Raw genomic sequence first — 23,972 nt, forward strand, 5'->3', positions numbered from 1 at the left:
TTAAATCAATAGAATAAAAAATATGGCACAAGCAATTTATCACGCCTCAATTGAAGGCGCTCAACACGGTGCAAAAGGGCTCGAAAAGTTCCTGGATTTTGCCAAGAACTCCGGCGCGGCGGGCGCGCAACCTTCCAACTACATGCTGGACGACGGCAAGGGTGGACTCAAATCGGCCAAGGAAATCAAAGCCGCATTTGAATCGCGCGGGCTGAAGCTCGACGGTATCTCCTGCCACTGCCCGACTTGGGTGCATACGACGGCTTGGACCGAGAGCCCCACCATCAAACCGTTCATTCCGGAAAAGGTTGCCAAAATGAAGCCGGAGAAGATTGAACAATACTGTGAAACGTACCTGCTCAAGCTGATGGATCTGGCGATTGAACTGGACATCAAGATTCTGCCCACGTTCTGGGGCGTGGCGTTCGGTTGGGAAATGGCGACCGGATATCCTTGGGGATTCTGGCAGGCCGGCTACGACCTGATCAAGGAAGGCCAGGAGCGCTTTGTGACCAAGACCGCGAAGATTCGTGCCCATGCCAATAAGCTTGGCATCTATCTCGCTCACGAAATCCATCCGGGCACCGCCGCCATGTGCGCCGATGACTTCAATATGCTCGTCAAGATTTGCGACGGCGACAAATGCCTGGGCGTCAATGCCGATCCCTCCCACTGCTGGGAAGGTGAATCCTTTGAGACCCGCTTTCTGAAGGTCGCAGACCGCATCTATGCCGCGCACGTGAAGAATTTCGTGATCCGTAAAGGCATGCCTTTGCGCACCATGGAAAATAACTGGCAGAAACGCCCGATGCAGTTCACCGATCTCCCGAGCGGCGACCTGAACATGGTCCGCTACGCCGAATTGCTGGTGCTGACCGGTTATCCGCAGCGTTACATGAAGATCATGCAGCGCCCGACCGCCCCGCTGGTGGTCGAAGCCGAGAGTGCGTATCGCGATTTGGACGCCGCCAGCGCCAACGGCATTGGCTACGTGCGCGACAATCTCTGCTTCCCGCTCGCCTCTGGTTCCTTTGAAGATGGCATGGGCGCCTAATCGAAGGCGGAAAAACCACAAGACCGATTCAGCGCCGGAGGAATCCAACTCCGGCGCTTTCTTATTGGCTGGACGGTAACTTATCCGTCTTGCGATAGGCTAGCCCGTGAAAGAGGGCGACCAGTTCACCTTGGTCGTCCTTGATTTCGACCGAGTAGTTTCCGAGCTTGGGGTTTCGGCTGACTTCTTTGGCTTCCGCGTAAAGCACCCCGGACTTGCTCGCTTTCATGATGGAAATGCTGGCGTTGATGGCAACCGCCATGGTGCCGTGCGAGTTGGACGCGGCGGCAAAGGTGAAATCCGCCAGGGTGAACACCGCGCCACCATGCACGATGCCAAGGCCGTTGTGATGATGCGATTGGATGGTCATTTTCGCCCGGGCATGGCCTAGGGAAACTTCCACTAACTCGATATTTGAAAGCGCCGCAAAACGGTCGTTATGCAGGCACGCGAGCACGTCTTTCATGCGATCACTTGTTTTTGGTGAACAATACTGCGGAAAGCGCGAGTAATCCACCAAGTAGAACGGCTACCATGCAGACGCCGGTTTCCCATGTTTTCAGCGGGATCGGACTTTTAAAGGCAAGCAAAGCGGCCATCACAACCAATGCCCCATCCGCCGTTAGCAACAACCAGCGGGGGAACCGAAACGGCGTCTCTAATTCCTCGCGCGTGGGACGCTCGGCGATAGCGGGGTGAGGGGTGATGGTCTCCTGGGCGTGCTCTGTCGCCAAGGGCTCGGGTTCTGCAAGCACACTCACGCTATCGGGGTTGGGGTTGGGAAGAATCGGGGCGTCTTCCACTGCCGTCTCCGCGCGATTGCCGCGCAGAAGCGTCTCCAATCCGGAACCGACTGCCTGTGAGGAATCCGCGACTGGGACGATCACTTTTTCCGCACTGGCGGCGCCACGTGTTTCGCCCAGTAGATTTCCAAGATTACGGCCTAATGCTGGTTTTGCCACGTCACCAATGTGTGTCAAACTGCGCGGCGCGGCAATGCAAAGTTATTCACAAGTTGTAAACAGCCGGTAAAACAACCGAGCAGGGCCTACGGTTCGGCAAAATGGCCGTCCCGGCGAGGGAGCCCCGGTTTTAATAGCTAGCTTGGATGCCCAGTTGCACGTAGGGGGCGTTGGGCGCGCGGAGCGAGAAATACCGCTCTTTGAAACGGAAGCGCCGATCAAACATCCAGCCGCCGTCCGCGACGACACTCCAATCCTTGCACATCTGGTAGCGTAACCCCACCCCGGCGCGGATTTCCCGATACGACAGCATCTGGTTGTTGAGTTCGCGATGTCCGTTGCGGTCGCCGAAGTCCTGCGCCACGCGGAACGCGCCCCCTTTAAAATCGCCGCCGGCGAGTAGGGTAAGGGCGTCATTGACTTTGTATTCGATACCCGGCTTGGGAACCATAAGGTTCAGGGTCCAACTGTCGTCCAGTTTCCAGCGCACGCCCACCGCCGGAAGCACCGGGTATTCGCTGCGGACGTTCACCATGAAACCAAACATCCAATGCACCTCGGGGCTTTGATTGAAGTTGGCGCGCAGGCCGAACGGCATGTTGAAGTCCGACCAGTTGATGTCTTTGAAATCGCTGTAAATCCCCGGCGCGAGGTCGCCCGAAATTTTCCATTTTTCCGCAATCTGCCAGCTCAGACCAACGCGCAGGGCGACGGATTGGAGTTGGCTGGGAACGGGTGCTGCCGCCGGACGGTCGAAATCATAGCGGTGCCAGCCCAGCCCCAGACGGAGGGAGAGGAACTCGTTCAGCGGGGTGGTGGCGGTGTAACCGGCATCATAGTTGAAGCTCCGTAAGCCTCCCAACTTGGTATCACCAACGCGGAGTTGGGAACCAGCGGTGAGACCAGCCCCCGCCGTGAATTCGCCCCGGTAACCGTCGCTGGTCGCTTCCGCGCCCACCAACTTGGGCAGCGTGAGGGCAACCGCACCGAGCACCAATACCGATTTCTGCCAAAAAACATTTCGTTTCATACGTATTTCATTTTGTCGTTCTATTGAACGACGTGCATTTTGCCTTGGCCTGCGCCGCCACGCAACCCGTATCTGAGCAAAATCAGGCATTGCCAAGTGTCTGCCATTTCCACATGCTTCCGCGCTTTACGAATGAATTGCGTACGCCGTTTCGTGTGGGTGGTCGCGCTGCTTGCGGCCAGTAAAAGTGCAACGGTCCTGGCTGGGGACTGGCCGCAATGGCGTTATGACGCCCGGCGCAGCGCGGATTCGGAGGAGAAATTGCCCGCCCAACTTGTCCCCGCGTGGTCTCATGAGTATTCCCCACGCACGCCTGCCTGGGAAGACCCGCTCAACCAGGATCTCATGCCGTTTGACGCTGGCTTCGAGCCTATTGTGCTCGGGGATCGCCTAGTGATCGGGTTTAACGACCGCGACAAGGTGGTGGCGCTTGATACGCAGACGGGCCGCGAGGCGTGGAGTATTTACACCGAAGGCCCGGTGCGGCTGGCCCCGGTGGGGTTGAAGGATAAGGTCTATTTTGTCAGTGATGATGGATTCATGTATTGCGTGAAGTCCGCCGATGGCGCGCTGGTGTGGAAATTTCGCGGTGGCCCTTCCGACCGCAAGGCGCTCGGCAACGGACGCCTGGTTTCCGCTTGGCCCGCGCGGGGTGGCCCGGTGATCCAAGACGGGGTACTCTACTTCGCTGCGAGCATTTGGCCGTTCATGGGAACGTATATTTACGCGCTGGACGCCGAGACTGGCAAGGTGGTGTGGGTGAATGACGGTACCGGGGCCAATTATACGAAACAGCCGCACATGGCCCTGGCTTTTTCGGGTGTCGCCCCCCAAGGCGCGCTTGTGGCCACCGAGAAATATTTGCTCGTCCCCGGCAGCCGTTCGGTTCCCGCAGTGTTTGACCGGTTGACTGGTAAATTGTTGTATTATCATCTGGCGGATTCGGGCAAGGGAAACGGCGGTTCTTTCGTCATCGCCGGGCATACCAACTTTTTTGTCCACACACGCGGGCATGGGATGCGCGCGTTTGACCTGGCCACCGGGAAGAAGGGCACATTCACCATCAATGAGCCGGTGTTGGGCGCTAGCCACTATTATTGCGCCGCTGATTTCCCGAATTCCAACGGCGGTATGGCCGATGCATCGCAAAAGTTGGACGCCGCCCGTTACGGCGCGCTTCGCGCCAAGAGCGATTACATGGACGCCGTGTACCTTAACGATACCAATGCCATCAAACGGCTGAAGACTGCCCTGGGCGGAGCGGAGAAAAAGCTGAGTGCCGCCGAGGCTACCTTGGAAAGCGCGCGGAAGAAGTCCAGCACGAATGCCGTCTATAAAGTGATCCAAGCCTGGAAGGCGGATAAAACGCTGCAGTGGGAATTGAAGGGGGACGGCTCTGGCGATTTGATCCGCGCGAAAAACGTGCTCTACGCCGGGGGCTCGAATGTAATCATTGGGGTACAGATGCCGGCCCGCGCCAAGCCGGGTGCGGGTGCCGCCGGGGCAGCCAAGCCGACCATCGTTTGGACGCAGCCCATCGAGGGAAAAGTTTGGCGTTTGCTCGCGGCGAACGGGATGCTCTTTGCGGTAACGCAGGAGGGCCACATTCTGGCGTTCGGCGCGAGTGCCGGCGCGCAGAAGGTCATCAAGGACGACCATAAAACCATTGCGCCCGACCCTGCCACCGTGGCGAAGGCGCAAAGCGTGCTCACGCAAAGCGGCGTCAAGGACGGTTACGCTCTCTGTCTGGGACTGGACGAGGATGATTTGCTTCCCGCGCTGGCCGACGCCTCAAAGTTACAGATCATCGGCGTGGATGCCGACGCCGCCAAAGTGGATCGGCTGCGGAGGCGTTTCGATGCCGCCGGGCTTTACGGCACGCGGATCAGTTTGATCGTCGCCGCGCCGGAATCGTTTGGCGCGCCGCCGTATTTCGCCAGCGTGATGTTCGCTAATGCCAGTGTTTCGGCTAAGCTCGCTGACGAGGCGGTACTGCATCGCGTCTATGAATCGCTGCGGCCTTACGGCGGCGTGCTCCTGACTGCCACCGGCGGTGCGGAGTTGGCCGAAAAGGTGAAAAGCGCCCGGCTCGCGAAAGCCCAAGTGAAGACAGCGGAGAATGGTCTCTTGATTAAACGCGAAGGGGCGTTGCCCGGCGCGGCCAATTGGACGCACCAATACGGCGATGCCGCGAACTCCATGAAGTCAGATGATCAGAACATCAAGCTCCCAGTCGGCGTGCTTTGGTTCGGCGGCAATACGCACATGGATGTCCTGCCGCGCCACGGCCACGGCCCCTCGGAGCAAGTCGTGGGTGGCCGCCTGATTCTCGAGGGCATGGATTGCGTCAGCGCCCGCGACGTTTACACGGGCCGCCGCCTTTGGAAAACCGTGATCCCCGGCCTGGACACCACCGGCATCTACCATAACGAAACGTATATCCCCGATCCGCTGACCACGTTGTATAATCAGAAACATTTCCCCGGCGCGAACGCACGCGGGGCCAACTTTGTGGCCACCGAGGACGCCATTTATGTGGCGGTGAGCAATCATTGCGTGGTGGTGAACGCCGTCACGGGGGAAATTCTGCGCACGATTACGCTACCTGCCAAAGCCGGGCAGCCAGCTCCGCAATGGGGCTTCCTCGCGGTCAGCGATAACGTGCTGCTGGGCGGCGCGGAGTTTGGCCAGTTCAACAAACGCTTCGGCATTGATTTGTCGTGGCCACCGCCCGTGGCCGATTTCTCCGCCAGCCTTGGCCTGGTGGCGTTTGATCGCCACACGGGAACCGTCCTCTGGCAGACCGCCGCCAAGCACAGCTTCATTCACAACGGCATCGCCATTGGCAACGGGCGCGTCTATTGCCTCGACCGCCTGCCCAAGAACAGCGAGAGCAAATACAAGTTGCATGAGGGAAAAGCGGCGATCGGTTACCGTATCGCGGCGTTCGATCTACGTTCCGGGCAGACCGTCTGGCAGCAGAGCAGTAACATTTTCGGCTCGTGGTTGAGCTATTCCAAGGAACATGATGTCTTGCTTCATGCCGGAGCCGCTGCGACGGATCGTCTCAAGGACGAAGCCGGGCAGGGGATGATGGTGCTGAGCGCCAAGGACGGCTCGGTGGTTTGGAAACGTTCTGATCTGCGCTATACCGGCCCTTGCATCCTTTACCATGACCTGATTCTCACTACACCCACTTCGTACAAGCTTTCCGCTGGCGCGTTCCGCCTGCTGGATGGCAAACCCCACACGATCACCAATGCCCTCACGGGTGCCGTTCAGCCATGGCGGATTTACCGCACTTACGGTTGCAGCACGCCGGTTGCAGCCGAGCACCTGATGACCTTCCGCTCGGGCGCCGCCGGCTATTATGACTTGGATACTCACAGCGGCACCGGCAACCTGGGCGGGTTTAAATCTGCGTGCAGTTTCAATTTAATTGTGGCGGACGGCGTCCTGAACGCCCCCGATTATACGCGCACGTGCAGTTGCCCCTACCAAAACCAAACCTCCTTGGGCTTGATCCCCATGCCGGAAATGGAAATGTGGACCTGCAATTATTCCGGTTTGGAGACCAAGGAAGGCGACCGCATCCAACGCGTGGGCATCAATCTCGGCGCGCCCGGAGATCGCCGCGTGGCGAACGGCACTCTCTGGCTGGAGTATCCGGCCAATTCTGGTATCTCTCCCCGCCTGCCGGTCACCTTTGAAATGTCCGCCACCAACGTTTTCCGCCACCACTCCAGCGCGGTCACGGGCGACGGCCCCGCGTGGGTGTTCGCGTCTGGGTTGCGTGACCTTCAGGCCATCACCATCCGCCCGCAGATGCTCAAGCAGCCGCCGCTGCCTGCCGCGCCGAAGGTCCGGGAAGGCATGGATGATGACGATGAGGATGAAAATGCCACGCACAGCACTCACGGTAGCGGTAGTACGAATGAGGTGTCGTCCTCCAGCGAGACCAACGCCGTGGAAGTGCTGAACACTTCCAAGCTGCCGGACTTGAAGCCCGCCCGCTACACCGTGCGCCTGTACTTCATGGAACCGGATGCCGTGCAACCGGGGGAGCGCGTCTTTGATGTGGCGCTGCAAGGCAAACCCGTGCTCAAGGCGTTCGACGTGCTGAAAGCCGCCGGCGGCGTCAACCGGGGCCTCGTCAAGGAATTCCCCCACATCGAGGTACACAACGACGTGCGCATCCAACTAACCAAGGTCACCGCCGCGCAGGGCCCCATCCTGTCCGGCGTCGAATTAATCCTGGAGGACCATTAACCCGTGACTCCCGATACGCTCAACTCCCACACCTGCAAATTGACGCCGCCGCAAGCGGATCAAATGCAGCGGTACTTGCAGGAACACAACTTCAAGCCCCGGGTGGTCCCGTACGCCCGGTTCGCCGGGGAGAAGGACAAGATTAACGTGGTCTTTTACGAGAGCGGCAAGCTGGTGGTGCAGGGCAAAGGCACCCGCGAGTTCGTGGAGTTTGTGCTCGAACCGGAAATCCTCGGCGAAGCGAAGCTCGGGTACGAGGAAGTGCTGAATCCCGACCTGCTGCTGCCCCGCATTGGCGTGGATGAATCGGGCAAGGGCGATTTCTTCGGCCCGATGTGCGTCGCGGGCGTCTATGTCAACGCTGACATTGTTCATGGCTGGAAGAATTCCGGCATCCGCGATTCCAAACTCGTCGGCAGCGACAAGAAAATTGTCGAGTTGGCCGAGGTGATCCGCACGACCCCCGGCTGCGTCTGCACGGTCGTGCCGATTGGCAATGAGGCGTACAACCGTCTTTACTTTAAGCTGAAAAGCATCAATGCCATCCTCGCCTGGGGCCACGCGCGCGTCATCGAAAACCTGATGTCGCTGCGCTACCAAATGAATCCGCCGCCCGTGCGCGCCATCAGCGATCAGTTTGCTGCGACGAAAGACACCGTGGCTAAGGCGTTGATGAGCCAGGGCCGTGCCATCGAACTGGTGCAACGCCACAAGGCCGAATCGGACCTTGCGGTGGCGGCGGCCTCCATCCTGGCGCGCAGTGAATTTGTCACGCGGCTCTTCCGCATGGGCAAGGAATACGGCCTCGTATTTCCCAAGGGCGCCTCGGAACAAGTCGAGAATGTCGGCCGGCAGTTTATCGAAAAACATGGCGCTGCGAGCCTGCCCAAAGTGGCCAAGGTGCATTTCCGCACCGCCTACCGCATTCAAGGGTTGCCGGAGCCGCCGGTGAAACAATGGAAGAAACACAGCTAGATGGACGCGGCTTCCGAACCATCCGCCAACGGGCGGCAAATCTCCCTGGATCTCTGGCTGACGCTGGCCTTGACGGCCTTTGTCCTGCTCGCGTTCGGCGGCGTGATGAATCATGAGTTTGTACACTTCGATGATGCGCGGAACATTTACAGTAACCCCAACGTCAGCGGCCTCAATGCCGCCACCATCCAATGGCTGCTCACGGATACCAGCTACGCGCCGCGCTACATGCCGCTGGGCTGGCTTTGCTACGCGGTGGATCGCCAGTTGTTCGCCTTGAACCCGGTGGGTTGGCATCTCGGCAACCTGCTGCTGCACCTGATTAACACCCTGCTGCTGTTCCATCTGCTCAAGACTTTGGCGCGGCAGGCAGTGCGCGGGATGGCGGAGACGGAAAAAGTGGCCAGTTGGTGCGCCGCCGTCGGTGCGTTGGTTTGGGCGGTGAATCCGTTGCGCGTGGAAACCGTCGCCTGGGCTTCCTCGCGCATCTTTGAGATGGCCTTTTTCTGGACGCTGCTTTGGATACTGGCGTGGCTGCGCGGGCTTGACGCAACCACCGTGCGGCAGCGGCGCGTCTGGGAATGGCTGGCCCTGGGCACCTTTACCGCCAGCTTGCTGACGTATCCCATCGCCTTGTTTGCGCCGGTGCTGCTGCTGGCGCTGGATTACCTTCCCTTGCAGCGGGCACCCGCTGGTTGGCAAGGCTGGTTCCAGCGCGCGGCGTGGCCGCTGTGGCGGGAGAAAATCCCTTTCATCATCGTATCCGCGACGGTCCTGGCCATCACGTTCTCGGTGCGGTTGGCCAGTACGGATCAATTCCGGCCCACCACGCTGGCTGAATTCGGCTTGCTGGAGCGCCTCATGCAAGCCGCGTATGTGGTCACCTACTACGCCTGGAAACCCTGGGCCCCGTACAATCTCGCCGCCACGTATCCCACGCTGCACGCCTTCAACCCGCTCGCCTGGTCCTTCCTGCTCTGTGCCGGGTGGGTGGCCGGGATGACTGCCGCCGCCGTCTGGTGCTTCCGGCGCTGGCCGGCCTTCCTGGCCTTCTGGGTTTGCCACCTGTTGATACTGGTGCCGTTTCTGGGACTCAGCGAGTACCCGCATTCCACCTACGACCGCTACAGCTACCTGCACGGCATCCTGTGGTCCCTGCTGATTACCCTTGGGCTATGCGCGCTCTGGCGATCACGCGCGGAACGGCTCCTCTGGATAACTGTGCTGGTGTTCATCTCCGCCTGGTTTGCCTGGTGCTCCCGCCAGCAAGTGCCGGTGTGGCGGAATACCCTCTCGCTCTATCAGCACATCACCGCGCGCTTTGGCTCACACCCAGGCCGCGGGCGCTTCGATGAAGTGCTGGGCGGCGTGTATCTGCACGCCGGACGCACCAACGACGCCATCGTCAGCTTTGAACGGGCCGCGTACTTCGATGCCCGCCGCCGCGACCGGCAGATTTACAACGAGGGCACCGTGACGCGCAGTGAACAGATGCTGGCCCAAATCGCCATGCAGCAGGACAACCTGCCCGCCGCGGTGAAACATTACCAAGCCGCGCTGGCGGACGAAACATATCCGCGCTTTTGGGCGCTGAATGTGCTGCGTCTAAACTTCTGCCTCGCCAAACTGGGCCGCCGCGCCGAAGCCCTGCCCTGGCTGAAAAAAGCCTCGGCCCTATTTCCCGACGACCCGGAAATCCAACGGCAATTGAAACTGGCCCAAGCCGCGCAACCGTAACAACTCCTCATTGTTGGCAGGGAAGTTTTCTATATCACGCGTTATCTAATTTTTTCCAATTTCCTCGGGAAGATGGGCAGATCCTTGTTATCATTCCCATACGTCCTAGTCCCCGGTGTTTTTTTCTATTCGCGTTCGTTGGCGTGATTCGCGGGCACAAAATCCCCGGCTCAATTCAACGTGCCATAGCTATGACTATCGTTCGCGCCGTATCGGTGACATTATTACTACTGATTTGAGAACCATGAATGACCAAACCATCACAATCGGTGAACGTAGCGGCTGAGGTGAACCCGGCTCTTTGGCATATCTGCTATTGACCAGTGCCAGCACATATATGTTGTCGGTAAAACCGGATCGGGTAAAACGACTTTGCGAATGCCCCACTTGAATTGAATGAAGTCACACCTATCAGACGTCTGATAACTCATAGCATGAATACATTGCGAACACTGGTTACGGTATGCGCGTTGCTGGCAGGCGCTGGTACAGGGAATACGCTGGCCGCAACCTATTACGTGGATGCGACGCGCGGTGAGGATACGCGGGACGGTTTGAAATCGGAATCGGCTTGGCGCACGCTGCCCCGGGTCAACCGTGCCTCCTTGGCACCCGGCGATGTGGTGTTGTTCCGGCGGGGTGAAACATTTCGCGGGCAACTCATCCCCCAAAGCGGCGCGGCCACCGGGGTGATTACCTATGGTTCGTATGGGGAAGGTGCCAAACCGATTTTTCTGGGATCGGTGGCGGCGGACCGCGCCGAGGATTGGGTGCCGGTGAAAGAAGGTCTGTGGATCACCGCGCCATTGCGTTTTGAGACGGTCGGTGCGCCGACGGATTTGCAACGCGCTAACTGGACCATGCATCAAGAGGGGGGAGCTGCTTGCGGGTTGACCAAGGAGAAATCAGCGCCGGATGGCGCGTCAACACTACGGCTGGCCTGCCGCCAAAACGGAACGAAAGCGAATCATATTCAGTTGACCATGTTCGGTTTGACGGTCGAGGAAGGCGAATACTATCTCCTCACTTTCCGGGCGCGCGCCACGAAACCATTTACACCCTCCGCCGTTTCCGTGATGAAAAGCGGGTCGCCCTACACCTCCTTTGCCAACGCGGACGCAGGATTGCCGGTCCTCGGCACCAATTGGTCGGAACTCACCATCCGACTCCGTGCCCGGCAAACCGCTCAGGATGCCCGTTTGACCTTGTATCTTGGAGGGGCCTTGCCGGCAGACAGCGAGGCGTTTCTGCAACCCGGTCAATTTGTCAAAGCCCGGTGCAATCAAACGACACCGCTATCCGTGGATGTTGGGAACATCATCTTCGATCACGGCAAATCCACCGGCGTTAAGAAATGGAGCGAAGCGGACCTGCGCCAGGCGGGCGATTACTTGTACGATGCGCGAACCTGGCAGGTTAAACTTTGTTCCAACGGCAACCCGGCGTCGAACCATCGCAGCACTGAATTGGCCTTGCGCAAGCATATCATTGACCAGGGCGGGCGCGGCTATGTGACATACGAGAACCTGGATTTGCGCTATGGTGCGGCGCATGGGGTGGGTGGTGGCAGCACTCACCATATCACGATTCGGGGCTGCGATATTTCCTTTATCGGCGGTGGGCATCAAAATACCCGACCGGATGGGAAGCCGGTGCGCTTTGGCAATGGGATTGAGTTTTGGTCCAGTGCCAGCGATTGCCTGGTTGAAGACTGCCGAATCTGGGAAATTTATGACGCCGCGCTGACCAATCAGGGCGACGGCACCAACGTCCAGCAAAACATCACTTATCGGCGCAATGTGATCTGGAATAGCGAATATTCATTTGAATTCTGGAACCGGGGCCCCGCCAGCCGGACACAAAATATTGTGTTTGAGCACAATACCTGCGTGGCTGCCGGGCGCGGCTGGGGATATGGCCAGCGCCCTGATCCCAACGGGCGGCATCTGATGTTTTACAGCAACACCGCTGTCACCACCAACGTGGTCATCCGTTATAATATTTTTTGCGAAGCCGCAGACAGTTGCCTGCGGCTGCACGGACGGGATTGGACTGCCGCCTTGACGATGGACTACAACTGCTGGTTCCGATCCAGCGGGCCGCTGGTTTTATGGGACAAGGAAAGCATCGGACCGGAGGGATTCGCCGCGTTCATGCAGGCGCATAACTTGGATCAACATTCCATGGTCGCCAACCCGAAATTTATCGATGCCGCACAGCGCGACTACCGTTTAGCTCCAGATAGTCCCGCCCGAAGGTTGTCCGATGCAGGTAAACCGGTCGGAGCGTTGCCTTGAACAAGCATCGCAGTCTGAGCGGTTTTCTGCCGCTTTAATTCGCCATCACAGGTGCCGGGGCGACGGAAGGCGTGACCACGGGAGCCGGTTTTGGTGGCGGCATTTCGCCCTGATGCACTTCTTTGTCCTTGGTCACACTGCAATGCCCATGGCCGGAGCCCAGCGCGAGACTGTCTTTCGGGCAGATGTCCACACACGCGCCGCAACTGATGCAGAGCAGGCGGTCAATGGTCCATTTGCGCTGGGCGCGGATCACGGCAATGGCACCGGTGGGGCATTTTTTTGCGCACACGGTGCAAAACGTGCAGGTCGAGACGGTGAATGACAATTGACCACGGGAACCGAGAATTTCCACGCGCGGCGTGAAGGGATAGTTCAGCGTCGCCGGTTTCTTGAACGCCCATTTCAGGGCCAGTTTGGACATCGCAAAATACGACATAATTCACCTTTCCGTACAACTGATACAGGGATCAATGGTCAACACCAGCACCGGCACATCCGAGAGTTCGCAGCCCTGGAGGATTTTTACCAGCGCGGGGATGTTGGCAAACGTGGGCGTGCGCACCCGCATGCGCTGCACGTTTTTCATGCCGTTGGCCTTGATGTAATAAATGACTTCGCCGCGCGGTTGTTCGGTGCGCGCGGCAAATTCACCGTTGGGGTTGCCCGTGACTTTGGCGGCGAGTTCACCCGCCGGGATTTTCGCGGCTGCCTGGCGGATAAGGTCTGCGGATTGGAAAAGCTCCTCGCAACGCACCGCGCAGCGGGCGAAGGAATCCCCGTCTTGGCTGATTGCGGGTTTGAATGACAGGTCCTTGTACGCGGCATAACCGATGGAACGCATATCCTGGGTTACACCGCTGGCGCGCGCCATGGGGCCAACGCAGCCCAGTTGGTACGCCTCGGCCTTGGAGAGCACGCCGACGCCGCAGAGGCGCTGTTTGACCGAACTGTCGGCCAGGAAGACCTTGACGATCTCCTTCATATCGGTCTCGATGATGTCCAATTCCTTGAGCAGGTGGCGCATTTGCTCGGCGTCAATATCGCGCCGCACGCCGCCCACCTTGCAGGCACCGAAAATGACGCGCCCACCAGTGGTGGCCTCGATGACGTTTAGCACGCGTTCGCGCACGCGCCAGGAATGCATGAACAGGCTTTCAAAGCCAAAGGCGTCCGCCAGCAAACCCGCCCACAACAGATGGCTGTGAATGCGGGAAAGCTCGCCCCAGATGGTGCGCAGGTAATGGGCGCGGGGCGGCACCGGAATGTTCATGATTTCTTCAATGGCCTGGCAGTAAGTCTGGCCATGGATGGCGCTGCAAATACCGCAGATGCGCTCGGCCACATAGACAAATTCCTGGAAGTCTTTTTTTTCCACCAGCTTTTCGAGACCGCGATGGATAAAGCCAATGGTCGGCAGGGCTTCCACGACCCGTTCGTCTTCGACCACCAAGTCCAGGTGAATCGGTTCCGGTAACACCGGGTGCTGTGGTCCAAAGGGGATGATGGTTCGCTTACTCATGGGCAAATGCGGGATTTAACAATGTTTTATTGAACATACGCGTGACCTCAGGCTTTGGCCGCCACGGATACTGAAACCGGCGTGGGGCAGGCAAAGGGATGCGGCACCATGGTCTTGTATAGGTTGCCTTTGAAATCCACGGCCATGCCGGTGATCGTGAGATCAAACAGATCGTGCAGTTCGTTTTCGTAAATGAAGGCGCACCAATAGATGCCGCTGATGCTGGGCAGGGGACCCTGGCCAATGGCGGTGACGCGAAACGCGGTGTATTGACCTTCCCGGTCGAAGGCGTAATCCAACTGGATGTGGTCCGCCAGCGTGGTGCCGCCGATGTGGACCAGGCGCCAGCCTTGATCGCGCATTTGTTGCACGCGTTCGACGAGGGCTTCCGCGCCAAGCGGGAGGATGGTTTGATTCTCAATCATGGCTTCATTTTCTCCATATAGACCCAGCGGAAAGACGGGGTGTATGACGGTTCAGACTTATAAACTTTGTAACCCAGTTTGCCATAGATGTGCAGGTTGCGTTTGCTGCGGTCGCCCGTGAACGCTTCAAAGCGTTTAACGCCCGGGAATTCTTTCTCGATCTCATTGGCCAGGCGCGCCGCCACACCGCGCCCGCGGAAGTAAGGGTGTACACTGCAACGGAGCAAGTGGGCGGTGTCACCTTCCTGGTATCCACGAACGGAACCAATGATTTTGCCGTTGACCACCGCTTTGAGGAACAGGCCGCGATCAAAGTCCTTCTGTATTTCCGTGAGCGATTGCTGCAACGCCGGCAAGCTGTCGTCGCCGTAGATTTCCGCCTCGCTTTGATACGCCACTTTTTGCAGCGCCAGGATTTCTGGCAGGTCGTCCCGCTCCGCCCGGCAGATGATCGTGCGGTCAATGCTGTTGGCCATGCTCATCATCTCGCGGTGCTTTTCCTGGAGAATTTCCACTGCTTTGAGCACGCCATCCATGATGGCCTCGGGACGCGCGGCGCAGCCGGGCACATACAGGTCCACTGGCACCACGGTATCCACCCCGCCGGAGACGTTATAGCAATCCCGGAAAATGCCGCCCGTGCTGGCGCAGATGCCCACGGCGACCACCACCTTGGGCTCCGGCAACTGCCGGTAAATATTTTCAATGACGCTCTTGCTTTGCGCGTTCACGGCGCCGGTGATCAGGAAAATATCGGCATGCTTGGGGTTGCCGGTGTTGATCACGCCAAGGCGTTCGACATCATACATCGGCGTGAGGCACGCCAGGGTTTCAATGTCGCAGCCGTTGCAGCTCGAGGCGTCGTAGTGGATGATCCACGGAGATTTTTTCAGGCCAATCATACGGAATTCACAGTGAGAATTACTTCAACAGAGACAACCACATTATATTGCCAAAGCCGCACACGATGGCGACCGCCCAGGCGCTCTTGACGGCGGTATGCCATTTCAAGCGGGCGAACGTGTTGTCGGTAAAAATAATGAAAAAATAGACCAATCCCACGGCCGTTGCGCCCAGCCAGGGAACCGCCGCAAAGAACAAGTACACCCAGCCCAACAACATCACGGATTCATACCAGTGGGCGATTTCAATCAGCGCCAGCGCTTTCCCGGAGAACTCCGTGGTGATGCCGCGCACCAGCTCCTGATGGGCGTGGTGGCTGGCGGCCAGGTCGAATGGCGATTTGCGAAATTTGATTTCCAGGCAGTAGAGCAGGCCAATGAACGCCCCGGGGAGGGTCAGCACCAGGAGTTTGTTATGATCGTAGATTTGATCCACATAAAACGTGCCGGTCTGCATGTACATGCCTACCGCCGCCAGGAGAATCATCGGCTCATAGGCCATCATCTGGAGCAACTCGCGTTCCGCCCCAATGAAGCTGTAAGGCGAACTGGCCTTGTACGCTCCCAGAATAAAGAAAATCGCCGCCAGAGTAAGCGCGAAAATCACCAGCAACAGATCAAACCCCGCGAAGAAAAGGCCACCGGTGAAAATGGTCAGGATGAAGAAAAAGAAAATGTAATAATTTTGGGACCGGCGCACGACGACATTCTCTTTCTGCCACAATTTCAGCACATCGTAAAAGGGCTGCCAGATCGGCGGTCCCTGGCGCGCCTGCATGCGCGCGCTGATAATACGGTCAATGCCAGCCAGCAATCCGCCAATCAGCGGCGCGGCCACCAGAAAAATAAAGAAACGAGCGTAGGGATTCATAGGAGCGTGGTAAATAAACGTCAATCTCGGGTTAAAACAAGGTCTTGGCAGCCAGTGCGACCGTGAGCACGATGCCCAGCCAGACACCGAAGTTCAGCAGCCAGGCTTCCGAAAGATATTCCGTCAGGTAATAATTGCGCATCTGCATGGTCTGTACCTGGCCGATGGCACCATGGAATAGCACGCTGCTGTTCTCAAGGTTGGCCCCGCCCATGTAGGCGTCGTTCACTTTGACGCGCCGGCCATAGTTCAGAAAGCTTAGCGGGAACAGGGCGATCATCGCCAGCATGATGAGCATGATCATCAGGTTGCCATGCGCCATGCGCGCGGTTTTACCGTAGAGTTCCATGACGTACGGTTCAATCAGCGCCGAGGAAATCAGCGGGAAGAGCACGCAGGTCAACGCCGTCAGCACGGTGAGCCCGGTGAGAGACAGCCATTCGCAGCGGCCGATGCCCTTTTCGACGTTGTCGTGAAACTTCACCACTTCGATCAGTTTGCCCATCCATTTCACCCAGAACACCAGGGTTGCCGAACTGCCGAAGGCGATGAAAATCACCAGCAGGGGATGCGCATCCACGACCGCCTTGAGCACCGCCCATTTGCTGATCAACATGCCAAAGGGCGCCAGGAACATGCCCGCCATGCCGATCTGCAACATCACTGACACGCGCGGCATGCTGATGACCAGACCGGACATGTCCTCGATGTCGCGGCTGTGCAACTTGTGCTCCACCACGCCGACGCACAGAAATAGAAGTGCCTTGGCGATGGCGTGGAAGATAATCAGCAGGATGCCGGCCCAAACCGCCTCGTAGGTGCCAATGCCGCCGCATAGCACGATCAAGCCCAAGTTGGCAATGGTGGAATGGGCGAGAACTTTTTTGGCGTCACTCGCACCAATGGCGGCAAACGAACCGATTAAGAACGTTACACTCCCAACCATGGCGACCACCAGTCCGGTCGTGGTGCCTTGCAGTACCGGGGCGAGTCGGATGATCAAATACACCCCGGCTTTCACCATGGCGGCGGAGTGCAGCAGCGCGGATACCGGCGTTGGCGCCACCATCGCGCCCAACAGCCAGGACGAGAAAGGTAACTGAGCAGACTTGGTCAGACCGGCGACGCAAAGCAGCGCCACCGCGCCCAGAATGGCGGGCGAATGGTTGGCGACCAGCAGGTCCAATTCAATTTTTCCGGTTTGCTTGTGGAACAACACGATTCCCACCGCAAAGGCCAGACCGCCGATCAAATTCAGAACCAAGGCGCGCAGGGAGTTGTTGCGCGAGACTTCATCCCCTTTGTAGCCAATCAGCAGGAAGGAGCAAAGCGTGGTGATTTCCCAGAAAAAGAACAGCCACAGCAGATTATTGGAGAATACCACGCCAAACATGGCGCCCATGAAAATTAACAGAAGTCCAAAGAACAAGGGGCGACGGTCCTTCACCTCCGGGTGATGCTGCTCATGAAACTCCTTCATGTAGTCAGTCGCGTAAAAGCAGATGGCACCGCCCACCAGGCTGATGATCAAGGCCATGATGATGGAGAATTTGTCCACCATCAGGTTGCGCGTCACTTCGAGGTGCCCTTCATTGGCGAATTCAAACCACACCAACAGCGCGGTTTGTACCAGTGCCAGCAGCGCAATCAGCGGGCGTTTGGAGCGCAGCCCCACCACGATGATGAATAGGGCCATGGCCAGTTCCAACCCCATCATGGTCATGCTGGCGGCATGGCCGGACACAGGGAACACCGTTTGGTCACCGGGAAAATAATGGACCGCCAGCGCCAGCGCGCCAGCCGCCAGCGCCGCCACCATTAGCGTGACCACCAAAGACCGGACCTTGTCCGACTTTACAATAAATAATCCCACCCCCGTTAGGAGGGGCAGGATGATCATCAATGAAATGAGCCCCATAAAATTAAGACTAAAAATAACAAACTTAAAATTACCAATGGAGTCGAAGATAACTTCCAACCAACATTAGTCAAGCTGAAGAATAAACGTCTGTATTTAGAACATATAAGCAATACTGAACAACTCGAAAACGGTTGGCATCGCAGCAGAACGGTGGAACTTGCGACATTGTACAAAAGAAAGCCTTATTTACGGTGTTTTACTGGTGTTTTTACGTCTTGCTTATATCATGACAAAACACGTTGTCATTAGGAATACCTTAAATTGCTGCGTCCATATAGCCATATTTCGACCTAAGCAATGACAATTTATGCAAAGAGAATGCCAATTGTGTGAAAAGAGACCGCTCGTCCATTGGACCCATTCCATTGGTGTTTGAAGCCATGCCACTATTCGGTGCTGTTACCTAGATGGTCCGGACCCGTCCGCCAATGACGCGGACGCGCGCGAATCAGCGCCTTTGTAATTCGCGCTCATTAAGTTGTTTCGCGGGCCCGATTGCCGTTTTCGGTCCCCGGACCTGTGCTCCGTTCATGCATCGGCACTTAAAAAATATCCCTTTTGGACTTGCGTGTCATAAGAAAATAAGGTTTAATGTCAGCACTGAAACAAAGTAGAGAGACACAATATGCTAGTCTATGCCATCTGTTTGGTGGTGGGGTTGTTATTCACCGTATTTTCGGCTGTCTTTGGTCATTTCTTCGGTGGCCATGACGGGGACGCCAGCGGCGTGGGCACGGGCGGGCACGCGGAGGCGGGCTACGATCATTCTGGCATTCCGGGAATTTCCTTCTTCAGCCCCACAGTTTTAGCGGCGTTTGTCACGGCGTTTGGCGGATTGGGGATTGTGTTCACCTCGATGGAGGCGACTCAGAGCCCTTGGGTCAGCGCACCATTGGCGGGCCTGGGGGCGGGTGGGATCGCCACGTTGGTGATGTGGTTGTTCAATTCGGTACTGCAAAAAGTGCAGGGATCCAGTGAATCCCACGTTAACCGGTTGGCTGGCTGTGAAGCCTCGGTTATCTCCCCCATCCCGGCCAACGGCACTGGCGAGATTGCTTATGTGCAAGGCGGTTCCCGCTACAACGCGCCAGCGCGGACCGAGGATGGCACGGCCATCAGTGGCGGTCAGACGGTGACCATCACACGGGTGGTAGGGACTCAATTTTTTGTGGCAGTGAAACATTAACCAAAACTCAACTATGACTAACCTGATATTGTTCGCGGAAATTCCGTGGGTGCCGATCGCGCTGGTGGCTGGCGCGATCATGTTTGTAATCTTCATTTTCCTGGCGATTTTTGCCAGTCGCTTCACGAAGGTGGGGCCCAACGAGGTGCTGATCGTTTCCGGCCGCAAGTACCAGTTGGATGATGGCTCGACCATCGGCTTCCGCGTGGTGAAGGGCGGCGGCACCATTGTGTGGCCAGTCTTGGAAAAGGTGGATATTCTCTCGCTGGAGTTGCTCACCATTGATGTGCAGACGCCTGAGGTCTATACCAGCAAAGGCGTGCCAGTCAAAGTGGACGGCGTGGCGCAGATCAAGGTCAAAGGCGACGACATCTCCATCCGCACCGCCGCCGAACAATTTCTCAGCAAAGGCGTGGATGACATTAAGAACATCGCCACCCAAACGATGGAAGGTCACCTGCGCGCCATTCTCGGCACCATGACGGTGGAAGACATTTACCAGAACCGCGACGCCTTCGCCTCGAAGGTGCAGGAAGTCGCCGCCGGCGACATGGCGAACATGGGGTTGCAAATCGTCAGCTTCACCATTCGTGACATCCGCGACAACCAAGGTTACCTGGAAGCCCTCGGCAAGCCGCGTATCGCCCAGGTGAAACGCGACGCGCAGATCGCCCAAGCCGAGGCGGACCGCGACGCCATGGTCAAATCCTCCCAAGCCCAGCAGTCCGGGCAGGAAGCCAAGTTCCAGGCCGACTCCAAGATTGCCGAGGCGCAACGCGATTATCAATCGAACGTGGCCAGTTATCAGGCGACCGTCAACCAGAAGAAAGCCGAATCTGACCTCGCTTACGATTTGCAGAAATTCAAGACCGGCCAGCTCGTCAAGGCGGAAGAAATCCAGGTCACCATTATTGAAAAGCAGAAACAGATCGAGCTGCAACAGCAGGAAATTCTACGCCGGGAGCGCGAATTGCAGGCCACCGTGCAAAAGCCCGCCGAAGCCGAGCGGTTCAAGGTGGAAACTCTGGCTAATGCCAAAAAGTTCCAGTTGGAAACCGAAGCCGCCGGTGCGGCGTCCGCTGCGAAGCAGACCGGTTTTGCGCAGGCCGAAGTGGTGAAGGCCACCGGTATCGCGGAAGCCGAGGCGCATAAAGCCAAAGGGTTGGCTGAAGCCGCCGTTATCGAGGCGCAAGGCAAAGCCCAAGCCGAAGCCATGCGTCTGAAGGCTGAATCCTTCAAGCAATACAACGAAGCGGCGGTCGTGGAAATGATCGTGCGCGTGCTGCCAGAAGTGGCGGGCAAGATCAGCGAACCGCTCTCCAAGACCGAGAAGATCGTCATCATCAACAGCGGCAATGGCCCCGGCGGCGGCGCCAGCAAGTTGACGGGCGACGTCACCCAGATTATCGCCCAGTTGCCACCCGTCGTGGAAAGCCTGACCGGCATCAAGTTCGAGAAGCTGCTGGCCCAGGTGCCCGCGCTCCGGAACGCGATGGAACAAACCAAGAAAGAATAATGGCATTGGCGCCTGGTTCGTCGCGCCAATCCGGTTCCAAGGCGTGATTTTATGCGACTATTTGAAGCCATCGTGGAAGCCAATCACCGCGCGGTGGGCGGTGACAACAGCGCGAGCATCAAGCCGGGGGATTTCCCGGATTCGCTGCCCGTGGTGGCGCTGACCTGCATTGATCCCCGGCTGAATCCCTTGATCCCGGAGGTGCTCGGCATCCCCGAGGAGAAATTCATCTGGCTGCGCAATGCCGGCAACATCATCACCAATCCGCTCAGCAGCACCATGCGTTCCCTCGCGCTGGCCTGCATGGTCAAGGGCGGCAAGGAAATTGCGGTGATCGGCCATACCGATTGCCTCATTGGCAAGAGCACCATCATGCAACTCACGGACCGCATGCGGGCGCTTGGCATCGAGCGGGCGCGGCTTCCTGAAAACCTGGTGGAATATTTCGGCATGTTTGCCAGCGAGCGGCAGAACGTATTGAAGGCGGTGGAACACATCCGCAACAGTCCGATCATTGGCTCCAAAATCCCGGTGCATGGTTTCCTACTGGACATCCAGAGCGGCAAGCTGGAGTGGATTGTCAACGGCTACCAGACGCTGGATACCACGGCTTCCAAATTTACCTCCGCAATTCGTAAAGCCGAGGACATCACCCAGGCGCTGGGGGATCACCCGCCGGAATTTCAGATTGGCGGCATGAAATTTCCCTCTAGTAAAATCGGGGAAATGGCTTCCCAAACCAGCCAAGTGCTGCACCGGGTTGAGCAAAAGGTCGAGGAAATCGGCGCCACGCTGCACAAAGTCAAGGAAGAGATTGGGATGAGCAAATCGGAAACGCCGTCCGTTGTCCATGATCGGCCCACTGCCTTTGCCGCCGCCGAACCCGTCGCCCTATCCCCCACTTCCCCGGCAGCGTTGCTGAAAAAAATTAATTCCAGCAAACGTTATCGCATCATTGGCACGGATCAGAAGGTGTACGGTCCGGTGCCGGCCAGTACCATCCTGCGCTGGATTGATGACAGCCGGATTGACGCCCAGACTCCCATTCAGCCGGAAGGCGCCACCTCATGGCAGCCGCTCGGTTTGATGCCGGATCTTGGCAAAGGCAAAGCCGTTCCTACTCCGCCACCGCTGCCGGGTAATAAAGATTGGTTCCAAAAACGATAGGGAACCAACGCTCCTCAAGCCCTGACGGTTTGTCTCAAGTTATGGCCTTGATTGGCTCAGCCCCTGCATGAGTTTTGGAGACGTTCCGTCGTAAAAAAACCGGGCTGGCGTTGGCCAACCCGGTTTGCTTGCGAAATATCGTGATAACGCGTCGCTCTGGTCCATTAATCCAGCACCGGCTCCGAGCCATCGAGCATCTTCACCTTGTTATGGGCGAAGTATTCCTTGGTCAACGCCTTGACCATCTTGGCGCGGTGATCATACAGGCGCTTGAGCTTGCGCGGCTTGTGCTTGGCCAGCGCGTAATGCGTGAGCAACGGCATGGCGATGGTCGTGTCCGTATAACACACCACGGCGTCCGGCAGACGCTCCGGGTCCACCTTGCCCCAACTGACGGCTTCGCTCGGCGTCGCGCCGGAAAGGCCGCCGGTGTCGGGCCGGGCATCGGTGACTTGCAGGAAATAATCCTGGCCCAGTTCCTTGATGCGCAGCACTTCCTGAATTTGCGGTTCGGTTTGCAGCATGAAATTCTTCGGACTGCCGCCGCCCCACAGCACCACGGCGCTCTTGCCGCCGGCCCGTTTGGCCGCGAGCACAAAGGCGGTGGTTTCATTCACGTCAATCGAGGGGTTCATGCGCAGCTTATTCCCGCGCAGCTCCACGCCCGCGACGTTCATGCCGATGGTCGAATCGCCCGGCGAGGACGTGTAGCACGGCACCCCGGCGCGGTACGCGGCGGCGAGCACCGAGACATCCTTCAGCCCGTTTTTATCTTCCCAATCCGCGCAATACTTGCCTATCAAGTAGTGCAATTCGGCGGTGCCCATTTCCTTTTGGAATTCGGGCAGGATCAACAGCGCGCGCAGCACTTCATCCGTGGCCATCAGGCAATCGCTGTAGCCCAGCAGCACGTCATAAATGCGGACGATGTCGTTATTGCGCAATTCCGTATCGTCAAACTTGAAGTTCCCCACCTTCACCGGGTAATTCAGCGGGTAATGCATGTCATGATACAGGTTCGCGCCCGTGGCGACGATCCAATCCACGAAGCCAGCCTTGATCAGCGGCACCACCGAGGAGCAGCCCAGCCCGGCGGGCGTCAGCGCGCCGGAAAGGCTCATGCCGATGGTCACATCCTGATCCAGCATTTTCTCGACAAACAACTGGCAGCCCTCCTTGAGGCGGGCGGAATTGTACGCCAGGAACGTGTTGTCAATCAGATCGGCCAGCTTTTCCTTGCCGGTCAGGTTCTTGGGCAAAATGCGTTTGCCGGACATGAACTTGGCCCGGTGCGGACACTTCTTGGCCTTCAGCCACTCCGGCGTTTCAGTCAGGTCTTCACGATAACGTGCGTTCTTTTGATGTTTCATGTTCTGTATCAATTAAAGTTACGGCCCTAACAATACGGATACCCGGCCAATTGCCAACAAAAATCATTCCGCCCATTCCGCTCTCCGTCACTCCCTCGGCCACTATCTTCAGATTATGGGAATCCGATCCAGCGCCGGGTTGTGCCAATGGAGCCGCGTGAAACCGCGCACCCGCCAATGTGTGCCGGGAGAATCCCAAGGGGGATTCCGGCCTCCAGCCCGGCAGCGTTGGAGAAACCTTCCACGCCACCCGCTCTGCGCCGAACCAATTTATTTTTATTTTCCTGCATTTTTTTGTTGCACGACGCCAAGGACTTGATAAGTTTTCCGCGATTCAGCAAAGACCTTAAGAAGGAACGACATGGATCGTTACGGGAACAGGGTTGCGGTTTTGGATATAATTCCGACCGGACAACAGGACGCGCTAACCAGCGCGCTCCCCGCCATTTCCCCCGCCCCCGCCCAAACCGTGGCGCGCCGGGATGGTTCATCCGGAAGAATCACCCTCCCAAAAAAATCATTCTTCGGGTTCTCTGACTCTCCCCGACAGTCCTCCACGAGCAGTAGAGGGTTCTCTAAATCATTTCGCGGGTTCTCCAACACCCTTGGAGAGTTCTCCGAGACCCTTGGAGGATCCGCTAAATCATTTCGCGGGTTCTCCGAGACCGGTGGAGGGTTCTCCAACACTCTCCGAGGGTTCTCCGAGACCCGTGGAGGATCCGCCAAACCGTTCCGAGAGTTCTCCAAGACTGGTGGAGGGTTCTCCAA

At 57.8% G+C, this 23,972-nt stretch carries 18 protein-coding genes and 1 pseudogene; 8 read left to right on the forward strand and 11 right to left on the reverse strand.

Annotated elements, in window-relative coordinates; all coding sequences use genetic code 11:
* The first annotated feature begins 22 nt into the window (after positions 1 to 22).
* Entirely contained in the window at positions 23 to 1,054 is a 1,032-nt protein-coding gene (locus WCO56_09620) for a sugar phosphate isomerase/epimerase (protein MEI7729820.1), read from the forward strand.
* A 61-nt stretch (positions 1,055 to 1,115) separates the two neighbouring features.
* Here the strand turns inward: WCO56_09620 and WCO56_09625 are convergent, their stop codons facing one another.
* The 3 genes from WCO56_09625 to WCO56_09635 form a co-directional block, all read right to left on the reverse strand.
* Complete coding sequence (locus WCO56_09625; protein MEI7729821.1) at positions 1,116 to 1,520, reverse strand: PaaI family thioesterase; 405 nt, start codon at positions 1,518 to 1,520, stop codon at positions 1,116 to 1,118.
* A 4-nt stretch (positions 1,521 to 1,524) separates the two neighbouring features.
* Entirely contained in the window at positions 1,525 to 2,016 is a 492-nt protein-coding gene (locus WCO56_09630; GenBank protein MEI7729822.1) for a hypothetical protein, read from the reverse strand.
* Positions 2,017 to 2,146: 130 nt separating this feature from the next.
* Positions 2,147 to 3,046, reverse strand: coding sequence for a DUF6268 family outer membrane beta-barrel protein (locus WCO56_09635; GenBank protein MEI7729823.1), 900 nt, complete (start codon positions 3,044 to 3,046; stop codon positions 2,147 to 2,149).
* Positions 3,047 to 3,178: 132 nt separating this feature from the next.
* Here WCO56_09635 and WCO56_09640 point away from each other — a divergent pair, with 132 nt between their 5' ends.
* The 4 genes from WCO56_09640 to WCO56_09655 all read left to right on the forward strand — a co-directional run bounded on the left by WCO56_09640 (position 3,179) and on the right by WCO56_09655 (position 12,324).
* The gene (locus WCO56_09640; protein MEI7729824.1) at positions 3,179 to 7,315 is read left to right on the forward strand and encodes a PQQ-binding-like beta-propeller repeat protein; all 4,137 of its coding nucleotides are present in this window, start codon (positions 3,179 to 3,181) and stop codon (positions 7,313 to 7,315) included.
* A gap of 3 nt (positions 7,316 to 7,318) precedes the next feature.
* Entirely contained in the window at positions 7,319 to 8,290 is a 972-nt protein-coding gene (gene rnhC, locus WCO56_09645) for a ribonuclease HIII (protein MEI7729825.1), read from the forward strand.
* Positions 8,291 to 10,027 (forward strand): tetratricopeptide repeat protein, encoded by a 1,737-nt coding sequence (locus tag WCO56_09650; protein ID MEI7729826.1) that lies wholly within the window; start codon positions 8,291 to 8,293, stop codon positions 10,025 to 10,027. It begins immediately after the preceding gene.
* A gap of 434 nt (positions 10,028 to 10,461) precedes the next feature.
* Complete coding sequence (locus WCO56_09655; GenBank protein ID MEI7729827.1) at positions 10,462 to 12,324, forward strand: right-handed parallel beta-helix repeat-containing protein; 1,863 nt, start codon at positions 10,462 to 10,464, stop codon at positions 12,322 to 12,324.
* A gap of 34 nt (positions 12,325 to 12,358) precedes the next feature.
* On the opposite strand, the gene WCO56_09660 is transcribed toward WCO56_09655, so the two are convergent.
* From WCO56_09660 to WCO56_09690, 7 genes and pseudogenes are all read right to left on the reverse strand, one after another.
* A complete protein-coding gene (locus WCO56_09660; GenBank protein MEI7729828.1) occupies positions 12,359 to 12,763 on the reverse strand; it encodes a 4Fe-4S binding protein in 405 nt (134 codons plus the stop codon).
* 3 nt (positions 12,764 to 12,766) lie between these two features.
* On the reverse strand, positions 12,767 to 13,846 hold the full coding sequence (locus WCO56_09665) for a nickel-dependent hydrogenase large subunit (protein MEI7729829.1): 1,080 nt from the start codon (positions 13,844 to 13,846) through the stop codon (positions 12,767 to 12,769).
* Between the two features lie 47 nt (positions 13,847 to 13,893).
* Positions 13,894 to 14,271 (reverse strand): NADH-quinone oxidoreductase subunit C, encoded by a 378-nt coding sequence (locus WCO56_09670; protein ID MEI7729830.1) that lies wholly within the window; start codon positions 14,269 to 14,271, stop codon positions 13,894 to 13,896.
* Complete coding sequence (locus tag WCO56_09675) at positions 14,268 to 14,756, reverse strand: GNAT family N-acetyltransferase (GenBank protein MEI7729831.1); 489 nt, start codon at positions 14,754 to 14,756, stop codon at positions 14,268 to 14,270. Before WCO56_09675 ends, WCO56_09670 begins: the two co-directional genes overlap by 4 nt.
* A 9-nt stretch (positions 14,757 to 14,765) precedes the next feature.
* A pseudogene (gene nuoB, locus WCO56_09680) lies at positions 14,766 to 15,173 on the reverse strand (NADH-quinone oxidoreductase subunit NuoB).
* A gap of 19 nt (positions 15,174 to 15,192) precedes the next feature.
* Positions 15,193 to 16,044 carry a complex I subunit 1 family protein gene (locus WCO56_09685; protein ID MEI7729832.1) on the reverse strand — a complete coding sequence of 284 codons (852 nt, stop codon included), beginning with the start codon at positions 16,042 to 16,044 and terminating at the stop codon, positions 15,193 to 15,195.
* A 31-nt stretch (positions 16,045 to 16,075) separates the two neighbouring features.
* Complete coding sequence (locus WCO56_09690; protein MEI7729833.1) at positions 16,076 to 17,962, reverse strand: proton-conducting transporter membrane subunit; 1,887 nt, start codon at positions 17,960 to 17,962, stop codon at positions 16,076 to 16,078.
* A gap of 628 nt (positions 17,963 to 18,590) precedes the next feature.
* On the opposite strand from WCO56_09690, the gene WCO56_09695 reads away from it, so the two are divergent.
* Genes WCO56_09695 through WCO56_09705 form a run of 3 tightly spaced genes read left to right on the forward strand, consistent with a single transcriptional unit; the run spans position 18,591 to position 21,834 of the window.
* On the forward strand, positions 18,591 to 19,151 hold the full coding sequence (locus WCO56_09695) for a hypothetical protein (protein MEI7729834.1): 561 nt from the start codon (positions 18,591 to 18,593) through the stop codon (positions 19,149 to 19,151).
* A 13-nt stretch (positions 19,152 to 19,164) separates the two neighbouring features.
* Positions 19,165 to 20,667 carry an SPFH domain-containing protein gene (locus WCO56_09700; GenBank protein ID MEI7729835.1) on the forward strand — a complete coding sequence of 501 codons (1,503 nt, stop codon included), beginning with the start codon at positions 19,165 to 19,167 and terminating at the stop codon, positions 20,665 to 20,667.
* A gap of 51 nt (positions 20,668 to 20,718) precedes the next feature.
* Positions 20,719 to 21,834 (forward strand): carbonic anhydrase, encoded by a 1,116-nt coding sequence (locus WCO56_09705; GenBank protein ID MEI7729836.1) that lies wholly within the window; start codon positions 20,719 to 20,721, stop codon positions 21,832 to 21,834.
* Positions 21,835 to 21,998: 164 nt separating this feature from the next.
* Here the strand turns inward: WCO56_09705 and speY are convergent, their stop codons facing one another.
* Positions 21,999 to 23,204: a deoxyhypusine synthase gene (gene speY / locus WCO56_09710; GenBank protein MEI7729837.1), complete on the reverse strand. Its 1,206-nt coding sequence runs from the start codon at positions 23,202 to 23,204 to the stop codon at positions 21,999 to 22,001.
* Between the last annotated feature and the right edge of the window lie 768 nt (positions 23,205 to 23,972).

Source organism: Verrucomicrobiota bacterium (assembly GCA_037139415.1).
GTDB lineage: Bacteria > Verrucomicrobiota > Verrucomicrobiia > Limisphaerales > Fontisphaeraceae > JBAXGN01.